At 44.2% G+C, this 11495-nt stretch carries 7 protein-coding genes and 1 rRNA gene; 2 read left to right on the forward strand and 6 right to left on the reverse strand.

All coding sequences use genetic code 11. The annotated features are described in order from the left end of the window. The first annotated feature begins 10 nt into the window (after nt 1-10). A 5S ribosomal RNA gene (gene rrf, locus GWO68_RS12665) occupies nt 11-122 on the forward strand. A 287-nt stretch (nt 123-409) separates the two neighbouring features. Here rrf and aspA read toward each other — a convergent pair. From aspA to GWO68_RS12695, 6 genes are all read right to left on the reverse strand, one after another. Then, the gene (gene aspA / locus GWO68_RS12670; RefSeq protein ID WP_162346828.1) at nt 410-1816 is read right to left on the reverse strand and encodes an aspartate ammonia-lyase; all 1407 of its coding nucleotides are present in this window, start codon (nt 1814-1816) and stop codon (nt 410-412) included. A gap of 42 nt (nt 1817-1858) precedes the next feature. Next, complete coding sequence (locus tag GWO68_RS12675; protein WP_162346829.1) at nt 1859-3031, reverse strand: ribonuclease D; 1173 nt, start codon at nt 3029-3031, stop codon at nt 1859-1861. 128 nt (nt 3032-3159) lie between these two features. Beyond that, nucleotides 3160-3387: a hypothetical protein gene (locus GWO68_RS12680; protein WP_162346830.1), complete on the reverse strand. Its 228-nt coding sequence runs from the start codon at nt 3385-3387 to the stop codon at nt 3160-3162. A gap of 261 nt (nt 3388-3648) precedes the next feature. Then, nucleotides 3649-5412: a M28 family metallopeptidase gene (locus GWO68_RS12685; RefSeq protein ID WP_162346831.1), complete on the reverse strand. Its 1764-nt coding sequence runs from the start codon at nt 5410-5412 to the stop codon at nt 3649-3651. A 150-nt stretch (nt 5413-5562) separates the two neighbouring features. Next, nucleotides 5563-7695: a T9SS type A sorting domain-containing protein gene (locus GWO68_RS12690; RefSeq protein WP_162346832.1), complete on the reverse strand. Its 2133-nt coding sequence runs from the start codon at nt 7693-7695 to the stop codon at nt 5563-5565. A 123-nt stretch (nt 7696-7818) separates the two neighbouring features. After that, nucleotides 7819-8124 (reverse strand): hypothetical protein, encoded by a 306-nt coding sequence (locus GWO68_RS12695; RefSeq protein WP_162346833.1) that lies wholly within the window; start codon nt 8122-8124, stop codon nt 7819-7821. A 533-nt stretch (nt 8125-8657) separates the two neighbouring features. Between GWO68_RS12695 and GWO68_RS12700 the strand changes: the two genes are divergently transcribed. Beyond that, nucleotides 8658-11414 carry a 2-oxoglutarate dehydrogenase E1 component gene (locus tag GWO68_RS12700; protein ID WP_162346834.1) on the forward strand — a complete coding sequence of 919 codons (2757 nt, stop codon included), beginning with the start codon at nt 8658-8660 and terminating at the stop codon, nt 11412-11414. The last annotated feature ends 81 nt before the right edge of the window (nt 11415-11495 follow it).

Here is an 11495-nt window from a genome sequence, read left to right on the forward strand (position 1 = left end):
GTGTAAAAATAATGGTGGCTATGGCTCCGGTGAGCACCTCTTCCCATCCCGAACAGAGAAGTTAAGCCCGGACGCGCCGATGGTACTGGTGTCACAACTGGGAGAGTAGGTGGCCGCCAACCCTATAAACAACACCCCCCTTTAGCAATAAAGGGGGGTGTTGCCGTTTTAGGGAATGGGGGAAGGGGGGTAACTGCAAATCCGAAAAGGAGGAAACTGCGGACTGGCAGGTGTTACTTTGCTTGAAATAGAATATTGCTTGATTAAAGCAAGCTTCTCTGGTTGAAGCAATAGAGATACGATCTGCGGGTTCATAGACGATCCTTTGCAGCTTGTCAATACAAAGTTTGAGATAATAAAAAAGCTCCTGGTTATTCCAAGGAGCTTTTTTTTGATATCTAAGTTTGGTTTAATTGATAAACTTTGGATGCAGAAGGTTTTCTATAGAGAAAATTTCATCCCATTTAGATTGCTCTATTAAGCTTCTTTCTAAAACAGTTATTTGGTGTACCGATTTTCCGGTTTGTAACGCTTCTTTAGCTATAGATGAAACGGTTTCGTAGCCAAGTATAGGATTAAGAGAAGTTACAATACCAATGCTATTCATTACCATACTTTTGCAGATCTCTTCATTAGCAGTTATACCTACTATACATTTGTCTGTTAAAGTATGTGTTGCATTAGTTAAATAAGTCAGCGAAGAGAAAAGACTAAAGGCTATAACTGGCTCCATTACATTTAGTTGCAGCTGGCCTGCTTCCGCTGCCATAGTAATGGTCATATCAGCGCCAATTACATAATAGGCCGTTTGGTTTACAACCTCAGGTATAACAGGGTTTACTTTGCCGGGCATTATAGAAGATCCAGGCTGCATTCTTGGTAAATTAATTTCATTTAAGCCGGCTCTTGGTCCTGATGATAGCAAACGAAGGTCATTACAGATTTTGGATATCTTAACCGCGCATCTTTTTAACACTCCTGAAACCTGTACATAAGCTCCGGTATCGCAAGTGGCCTCTATCAGGTCTTCGGCTAAAACTAGTGGTATGCCTGTTATGGCTGCAAGTTGCTTTGTTACTATCTCAGGGTAGTCTTCCGGGGCGTTAATAGAGGTACCTATAGCAGTTGCCCCCATGTTAATCTCGCAAATCAGTAAGCGGGCTTCTTGCAACCGTTGTATGTCTTCTTTTATAGTTGTTGAAAAGCCATGGAATTCAGCGCCTAATGTCATCGGTACAGCATCTTGCAGCTGTGTCCTGCCCATTTTCAATACATTCTGGAACTCCTCGCCTTTAACTGCTAAAGCCTGCTGAAGTTTAGTCAAGGCCTCAATAAAATGACCTATCTTAATATATAAAGCAATACGGAATGCAGTTGGATAGGCATCGTTTGTAGATTGTGAAAAGTTAACATGGTTATTTGGATGCAGGTAGTCATACTCACCTTTCTGATGGCCCAGATACTCTAGACCAATGTTGGCAATTACTTCATTCACATTCATGTTAACAGATGTGCCTGCGCCACCTTGTATCATGTCTGTTACAAACTGATCTAAATATTGGCCTTCTATTAACTTATCGCAAGCTATGCTAATGGCTTCTGCAATCTGTGGAGAAAGAACACCGCACTGCTGGTTAGCAATAGCAGCCGCTTTTTTAACATAACCAAAAGCCTGAATAAGTAACGGCTCCTTTGAAATAGGAATACCCGTGATGTTAAAGTTTTCAAGCGCTCTTAATGTTTGTATGCCATAGTATACTTCATTAGGAATATCTTTTTCTCCTAAAAAATCATGTTCTTTTCTGAATGTGTTCATTAGATGCAACTTCAGGTTATGCTTTAGTTTAAATTATTGTGCCTAGTCTGAGCTTATTGGCTGTGGCAGGTTTATACCTAACGCAGCCGCAGTATCCAGCACTATAGTGGTTGCGTATTTTTTAGTACAACGGAGCTGGCCAGTGTAACTATAGTCATTTATCAGGCTTTGGTTTATGATCAGGCGGCCAGCAAATTCTCCGAACTGTTTCACTATCTCGGCTTGTACTGTTGTTAGCTCTTCTTTTCGTTTTTCGGTTTCGGCTGTCCGGAAAGGTCTTCTGAACTGGCTGCCGGCATAGTCGCGGGTGATGTGCTGTTCTTCTGCAGCCTCCATTGCTTTCTGTATAGTTTCTTTCAGCCTGTTTTCATGCGATGGTGTTTTAAGGCGGCCATGTATACCCTTGGTATGGTTAAGCCACTCATGTAGGTCAACTGTAGGGTCGGTAGCAAGCTCTACCAAGGCATCGTTAGGTATTATAAAAGAAGAAGGCTTATTTAAATTTTTGGCAAGGTTCTCCCTGAAACTATAAAGTGCCTTAAGTATAAACTGATCGTAGTAAGTAAGCCTGGAGGCATTACGAAGCCGTAGATGCGGGTTTTCTGTTTCGGAGTAGCGCAGGTTTTCTAACAGGCTATTCTCTTCATCTAACCAATGCTTGCGGCCTACACGCTCTATTTCTGTTACCAGTTTATCTTTTACTTGGTGCAGATATACCACATCGGCAGCGGCGTACTGTAACTGTTGCTCGGTAAGCGGGCGCTTGTTCCAGTTGCTGGACTGCTGTGATTTATCTATCTCGAGATTAAATTCTTCTTTTAAGACCGTAGCCAGCGATGAGCGCTCATAGTTCAGGATCTTTGCGGCAACATCGGTATCCATCACATTTTTAATCCGGCAACCCATTTTATCAAGGAGCAAAATGTCGTTGTTGGCGTGATGGATAATTTTGGTGATAGCAGGATTTTCTATCAGGTTAAAAAATGGCTGTAGGTCTGGTATATCAAAAGGGTCGATGATGTAGCAAGTACCGTTGCCGCTGGTAACCTGTATCAGGCAAAGGTTAAAACCATAAGTATAGCGGTTCTGGTCAAATTCAAGGTCAAGGGCAAGCTGCTGGCTGTGGTTTAGCTCCGATACAGCTTGCTGCAAAGCCGCCGGAGTGCTAACCAGCATAATTGTAATCGTATTGTTTGATAAAGTCGTGAATTCCATTCCTTAAATTTAACAAGTATTATATTTTGTGCATTATAATTAAGGAATGATTTAACAGATATACCTATAAAAATAAAAGTCTCTGCCTTTATACGGGCAGAGACTTTTATAAATTAAGATGTTATTACTTATTGAGCCGGAGGAGTTTCCTCTTCAATTTCATCAGCTACGCCATCGTTAACAGTTGTATCCTGCACGGTGGTGGTATCTGTGTCCATATCCATGTCAGTATCTGTTTCCATTTCAGTCTCAACCTGCTCTGTTGTTTCTGATTCAGTTGTATTTTCGCTGCCTCCACATGCTGTAAATGCTGCCATCGCAAACACTATAAAGGCTGATTTCCATATCTTTTTCATAAATAACATTATTAGTTGAACAACCAATTTTGTACATATTTATACGGCAGTGCCTTAAAAGTAACCCTAAATCAACTATAGAATTGCCTTTTTTAAAGGCAACGCCCCTAAATCATAAGTAAACGAACCGATTTATCTGACGACTGACAGAATTAAAGTAAACAGCTATATATTATTAGTTAACAGCATTATTTTCAGGATTTAAAAATTTAGCTATTTAGTTATACTTCGCTTTTTGCTATATTTTGTATTCTCGGCCAACTATAGTTCAGTTGTACTGGCACTGCTGCTGTCCTGTGGCTGAGATAGCATTTTATCGCGACGCTCTTTAAACTCTGAGCCTTGCTTCCATTGCGGAAATGCAGTGGCGTTTGCTATACTATAGCCAACCCTGAAAAATAGCTGAAGGTCTTCTACGGCACCATTTAAATTCCATTCCGGCCTGACTTCGTCTGTTAGTTTGTGGTAATCGTTGGTGGTATACTTGTCCTGCCATTTTTTAACGTAGTCTGCAGGCTGGCCTTTTGCTTTGTCACCTGATTTGGCATAGAGAGCAGGTACGCCCTGTTTGGCAAACTCAAAATGATCGGAGCGGTAGTAAGAGCCTTTTTCGGGGCTGGTTTCCGGAACTATAGTTCGGTTCTGGGTTTTAGCTTCTGTAGCCAGCACATCCTCCAGGTCCGAATTACCATAACCTATCACAATTACATCTTCGGTAGGGCCGTAGGCATTCAGCACATCCATGTTAATGTTGGCAAGTGTTTTATTTAACGGGTATAGCGGGTTTTCGGCATAGTATTTAGAGCCCAGCAATCCTTTTTCTTCGGCCGTAACAGCCAGGAAAAGGATAGAGCGTTTGGGCTTTTGCTCTAGTTTGGTGTACGCTTCCGCCAACTCCAGCAGGCCGGCTGTGCCCGATGCATTATCGAGGGCGCCGTTGTAAACCTGGTCGCCTTGCAGCTTTGGGTCTTTGCCTAAATGGTCCCAGTGGGCAGAGTATACTATATACTCGTCTTTCAGTGCCGGGTCAGATCCTTCCAGTTTTGCTACTACGTTTTTAGATTTTATCTCGCGCAGTGTGTTCTTTATGCTGAAGTTAGCTTTTGCTGTTAATGGCACCGGTTTAAAATCTTTTTTAGCAGCAGCGGCTTTCAACTGGTCAAAATTCTTTCCGGTGGCCGAGAAAAGTTGCTTGGCTTTATCTATAGTTATCCAGGCTTCTACGGCAGCTTTGTCCATGTTCTTGTTTGGATTGCTGATATCGAAGTTTTCGCGGCTCCAACTACCTGATACAACCTCGTAAGGATAACTGGCAGGTTCTGTTTCGTGGATGATGATGGCAGCGGCGGCACCTTTCTTGGCAGCTATTTCATATTTATAAGTCCAGCGGCCATAGTAGGTCATGGCTTTGCCGCCAAATATGGTGCTGTCTAATTTGCTGGCATCGGAGGCTGCTGGTACCGGCGGATCATTGATAAGCATCACAATTGTTTTGCCTTTCACATCCAAGCCTTTATAGTCGTCCCAGCCATACTCGGGTGCAACTATACCATAGCCCACAAATACCATATCTGAGTTTTTTACATCTACGGTTGGTACAAACCTGCGCGACACGGCTACATAATCATCCGGGAAATTGAGGTTTATAGTTTTAGATCCGGCTGTGAAAGACGCCTTTGGTTGCGCTGTAAAACCAAACATCGGCACGTCCTGCACATAGGTACCATTTGGGTTGCCGGGCTTCAGACCCATTTTTTTAAACTGGCGGGTAAGGTAGTTTACAGTTGAGTCTTCGCCACGGGTACCGGGGCCACGGCCCTCAAAAGCATCAGATGCCAGCACTTTAGTATGGTTCAGTATATCGGTAGTGGTTATACTTTTTAGTGCAGGGCCCAGGTTGGCAGTATCCGGAGCGGTTTGTGTTTGCTGGGTCTTTGTTTTCTCTTCGGCTACCTGGCGTGCGTTTTCGTTGCAGCCAAAAGCAATACTCACGAAGAGCAGCGATATCAAAATGGTGTTTCTCATAGAGTTTATAGTACCGTTATGTGTCATAAAAAATGGCCAGACCTTATAGTTTAAACTATAGCCTGACCACTTGTACGAGGTATGGTAAATGTAGGTGTTAAAGTAAGGAATGCTTTCAGAATACTGTCGACTCTATCCTGGCAAAAATTGTTATTGCTTCAACAGCTTTGTTCGGTATAGCTTGTCTGGTGCCTGTAATGTTAGTACATATATACCGCTGTCTTCGAGCTGGCTGGTGCTTAGCTTAAAGTAGCCATCCTGGGTTTTGTCCTGCTGTGTCAGGGTCTTGGTAAGCACAGGTTTGCCATGCATGTCGGTTAACGTTACCTGAACTATAGTTGCCTCAAAAGCAAACTGCAGGTAGTCTGTAAACGGGTTTGGGGTGGCCTGTACTATAAACGGTGTGGTGGCCGCACTTATAGCTGCTGTTTTAGAGTAACTTACCTCTCCTGAAAAATCTACTTGTTTTAAACGGTAATAAGTAAGCTGGTTACGCTTTGCCTGGCTGTCAGTATAACTATAAACCTGGGCCACATGGCTGTTCGGCGATTTACTCGGGATAAAAGCTATAGTTGTAAAGGTACGGCCATCAATTGAGGTCTGCACTTCAAAACCCTCATTGTTTAGCTCCGATGCTGTTTTCCATTGTAGTTGCACCACTTGCTCCTGGCGGTTTGCTTTAAACCACACAAGCTCTACGGGCAAGGGGGTTATAGGTGGCGCCAGTGTAAAAGTGCCGAACCTGTTTGAGTTGGTATGGCGCATGGTCGTCTGGCTGGTAGCGCTGCTTGGTACCTGTGTAGCACTTACATTCTGGCCTTTATTGTATAACTTATACTCGTTCAGTGGTTTCGATTTCAGTTCGTTTGGCAGAAACTCCAGGTCCATGGTCATGCTGAGCGCTGTTATGTCGTTTATTCCGGCTCTGCTGATGTTGTACTGCCGGGTAACGCTTTCGGTGCCGTCGGCTATAGTCGTGGTAACACCTGTCAGGCGTTCAACGGTAATCATGCCTGGGTCTATGTTATTGCGGGTAAGAGTTAAGCCTATTTTTCCGAAATCTTCGGGCATAGAGGTCGTGAGGGTGCGGCTGGTTTTTACGGTACCTATTACGTGGGCCTGGTCTGTTTCTAAAGTTGTAAAGCCTGCATTTGTGCCAAGCCAAACAGTGTTTGCGCCGGTATTTAGGTAACTGTTATTAACGCTGATGCTGTTGGCTATAGTTATATCCTGTAGTAACTGGCCCCCGGCTGTACCCGCAAAGGTAAAGTTATAGAATGTGTTATTGCCAGAGAGCTGCTGCAACGTATTACCCTGTAAAACTATAGTTGATGTACCTGCCTGAAAAGTACCGCTATTAGCCCAATCGCCGGAAATATAGTATGTAGCTGTACCCGCTGAAGTAGTGCCCACATTTACCATATCGCCGGTTATAGTTAGCCTCGATGCCTGCGCTGTTTCAGAAATCAGGGTACCATTGTTGCGTATATCTCCTGTTATAGTATGTGCGTAAGCACCCGCCCTAAAAGTAGTTCCAGCGTTTATAAGTAGATCGCCGGATACTGCGAGCGATGAAACAGCTGTTTTGGTATTGTTGCCGGATAGCTGTAAATGATAATAGCTAAGCGGAACTATAGTTTGCCCACCTGCAGCCGAGCCTGTAAAATTAACGGTACCCGTACCTGCCGTAAATATACCCGCGCCTCCGTAGGTTCCTCCTATTTCCAGCAGGGCAGCTGCTGTTGTAATGTCGCCGTCGTTCGTTATGTTGCCTGATATAGTTACCGAACCAGCTGTGTTTGTGATTATACTGCCTTTGCCTATTAAAAGTGTAGCAGCTTTTATTGCAGCGCCATTGTTTACCAGGCTGGCGAATCTGCGGTCGTTTTTAGAGTTAAGGTTCAGGATGCCGGTAGTAAGTATGGCAGCAGCACCAACTATAAGCTCTGTTTTCTCATCAACTTTGTCGCTGTTTGCAGGTGGTATCAGTTCCAGGTTAGCGCAGTTTGCCGATCCGTTCAGTGTAATTTTATGGCCATCTACAAGCTGCACATTATCTCCTGCCTTTGGTATATTGCCTCCTGCCCAGGTAGTGGTGGCGCTCCAGTCCCCGCTTCTCGCCGATCTTATCGTTTGTGTTGCCTGCGCATTGCATACTTCTGAAAAGAAAAGCATCAGGATGATCAGGATTGTCAGGCGAATCAGGATACTGACCTCGGCGCTAACTATAGAACGTGTCTGTTGTGGCGTGTCAGATGGGAAGGGGAGTAGATCTTTTTTCATGGCACATACGATTAAAGGTGAACTGAATCTTATGTAAGGAAATATCTCCCAAGACCAGACTGGCTGAGGATATTTTGAAGTGTAGTTGCGGGGCAGTAAGCGGTCGTGTACTTACCCGGGTGGTTATGCCCGGTAATAAATGCGGCTCATAGCACTGTCGTAAGGGTCATAGCCCGGACGCGTTTTGTAAAACCGCTTTTCCATTATCTTTAATTCTTTTATATCCTGCAGCAGGAAGCAATGCCAACCTGTTTTTGCGTTCGGATTGTCTTTATTTTCAGCACTCCAACCACACAAACAATCCTGTCGGTTCTTGTTCTGCCCGAGAAGGTGCGGTTCTATCTGGTATTCCTGTTCAGCGTACTTAAACTGTACAAACTGCCTCGCTCCTATAGCTCTCGAAAGTTCTTCCAGTAAAATAGTATTCATGGCTGATTTTATAATTTACACTTTGGGGCAAGCATCTCCCTCTGGTATTTGAATAAAACTACTGTAATACCTGGCTATATAACAGGAAATAATTTGCCGAAAAGTAACAAGGGTAATCTGCTTTAAAAGTTGCATAGAGGTAATGTAACTATAGTTTTAGCTCTGGTAGCAGCGATTTAATATGGAAGCTAAGGCTATAAAAGTAACATATTGGGCAAAACATAATGGTGCAAAAATGATTTTTGCGGACAAGTAGTATAAAGTTGATTTACAGGTAATAGTAGGTGTGTTTAATACAGTGGTACTAAGTTTTATTTAATTCTCGTCCATTTTTATTTTGTACGTATAGTTAATAGCCTCAACAGATATAAGGGTTCACTATAAATATAGTATGGTACACTAATATGCCATTGATATAAGTATAGGTATAAGCTATGTTGTTGTAAGTAAGGCATATTTGCCTATGCGATTGTGCGAAATTTGATTTCTGAATAATACTTCTAACTTTGCCTTTATACAAAGCAGTAGTTCCTATGGATAAATATACTTACATCGCTAACGCGCACGGCGATTACATAGATGAGCTTTACAAAGCTTATCAGCAGGACCCGGAGTCAGTTGATTTCGGATGGCGCAAATTTTTCGAAGGTTTCGAGTTTTCGTCAGCTTACGGTGAAAACGGCCATGAAACTGCTGAAGGCACAACTATAGCTCCTGTTAAAGGTGCTGCAGCCGCCGGTGTTTCAGATAAAGAAGTTGCCGTTCGTAACTTAATTCATGCCTACCGCACGCGCGGCCACCTGCGCTCTAATACCAATCCGGTGCGCGAGCGCAAAGACCGCAAAGCCCACCTAGACCTGGCCGATTTTGGTTTGTCAGAAAAAGATCTGGACACGGTTTTTCAGGTGGGTGATGTGATTGGCATTGGTGCCGCCACGCTCCGCGATATAGAAGCTGCCCTGAAGAAAATCTATGAAGGTCCTATCGGCTTTGAGTATATGTACATCCGCGACCCGGAAGTACTGGAGTGGTTTAAGCAAAAGGTTGAGCATGATTCCCTGAATTTCAATCCGGGTATTGAGTATAAAAAACGCATCTTGTCTAAACTGAACGAGGCAGTTGTGTTTGAAAACTTCCTGCACACAAAATTTTTGGGTCAGAAGCGTTTCTCGCTGGAAGGTGGCGAAACAACTATACCTGCCCTGGATGCACTGATAGATAAAGGCTCTGAGCTTGGTGTAGAAGAGGTAGTAATAGGTATGGCACACCGTGGCCGCCTGAACGTACTGGCAAACATCATGGGTAAAACCTATGAGCAGATCTTCTCTGAGTTTGAAGGTACAGCTGTTCCGGACCTGACTATGGGCGATGGCGACGTGAAATACCACATGGGCTACTCTTCTGAAGTGATCACGCCATCCGGTAAAAAAGTAAACCTGAAACTAGCTCCGAACCCATCGCACTTAGAGGCCGTGAACCCGGTAGTAGAAGGTTTTGTGCGCGCTAAGATCGATACAATGTATGGCAAGGATGCCGACAAAATATTGCCTATACTTATACACGGTGATGCTGCCGTTGCCGGACAGGGTATTGTTTATGAAGTTACCCAAATGGCGAACCTGGAAGGCTACAACACAGGCGGTACTATTCATTTCGTGATCAACAACCAGGTTGGTTTTACAACGGACTTTGAAGATGCCCGTTCGGCTATTTACTGTACCGATGTTGCCAAGATGATAGATGCACCAGTGCTGCACGTAAACGGCGACGACCCGGAATCGGTGGTGTTTGCTATGCGTATGGCTATGGAGTATCGCCAGCGCTACAACAACGATATCTTTATTGATATGGTGTGCTACCGTCGCCACGGCCACAACGAGTCGGATGAGCCTAAATTTACGCAGCCACAACTATACAACCTGATCTCGAAGCACGCAAACCCACGTGAAGTATACAACAAACAACTGATCTCCCGCGGTGAGATTGATGCAGAACTGGCTGCAAGTATGGATAAAGAATTCCGTAACCTGTTGCAGGACCGTCTGGATATGGTGAAGCAAAAGCCATTGCCATACAACTACCAGGTAATGGAAAAAGAGTGGCAAAGCCTTCGTCGTTCTACAGCCGAAGATTTTAACCAGTCTCCGGAAACAGGTATTGCTCCGGAAGCTGTAGAAGCAGTTGGCAAGGCCTTAACAACGTTGCCGCAAGGCTTTAAGCCTCTGAAGCAGATCGAAAAGCTGCTGAAAGAGCGTAAGGAAATGTTCTTTGAGACAAAGCAACTTAACTGGGCAGCTGGTGAGTTGTTAGCTTACGGTTCTATATTGTTAGATGGTAAGATCGTTCGTTTCTCGGGCCAGGATGTGCAGCGTGGTACGTTCTCACACCGCCATGCCGTATTGCACGATGCTGTTACCAGCGCGCCTTACAACAATCTGAACTATATCGCTGAGAAGCAAGGCTCTTTCGAGATCTACAATTCATTGCTTTCAGAGTATGGCGTACTTGGTTTTGAGTTTGGCTATGCCATGGCTAACCCGAACGCATTGGTTATTTGGGAAGCACAGTTCGGTGACTTTGCCAACGGTGCACAGGTAATGATCGACCAGTTCATCTCTTCTACAGAATCGAAGTGGCAGCGCATGAACGGTTTGGTAATGCTGTTGCCCCACGGTTATGAAGGTCAGGGACCAGAACACTCAAATGCCCGCCCAGAACGCTTCCTGCAGCTGGCTGCTGAGAACAATATGTTTGTTACTTACATTACAACGCCTGCTAACCTGTTCCACTTTATGCGCCGCCAGTTGGCCTTGCCATTCCGCAAGCCAGCTGTAAATATGTCGCCTAAGTCGTTGTTGCGCCACCCAATGGTAGTTTCTCCGGTAGAGGACTTTACATCAGGTGGATTCAGAGAAGTAATTGGTGATGCATTGGCTCCTGCTAAATCAGTTAAGAAAGTGTTGCTGTGCTCTGGTAAAGTATACTTTGATTTACTGGAAGAGCAGCAGAAGAGTGGCAGAAAAGATGTAGCTATTATCCGTATGGAGCAGCTGGCGCCATTCCCGAAAGTGCAGTTAGAAGCAGAGCTTAGCAAGTATAAAAACGCGAAAGTATACTGGGTACAGGAAGAGCCTGAGAACATGGGTGCCTGGACCTATATCCTGCGCATTATGCGTAATGGTGTAGAAGATGTTGTAGCCCGTAAGGCAAGTGCATCGCCTGCAACCGGTTATCTGAAAGTACACGCCAAAGAGCAGCAGGAACTGATCGCTCGCGCATTCGCAATCTAATTAATAATGAGTAGTGACTAATGATGAATGAAGGGAGAAAATAATTACTCATTATTCATTCGTCATTAATCATTACTAACT

The sequence above is a fragment of the Pontibacter fetidus genome (assembly GCF_010119545.1).
Classification (GTDB): Bacteria; Bacteroidota; Bacteroidia; order Cytophagales; family Hymenobacteraceae; genus Pontibacter; species Pontibacter fetidus.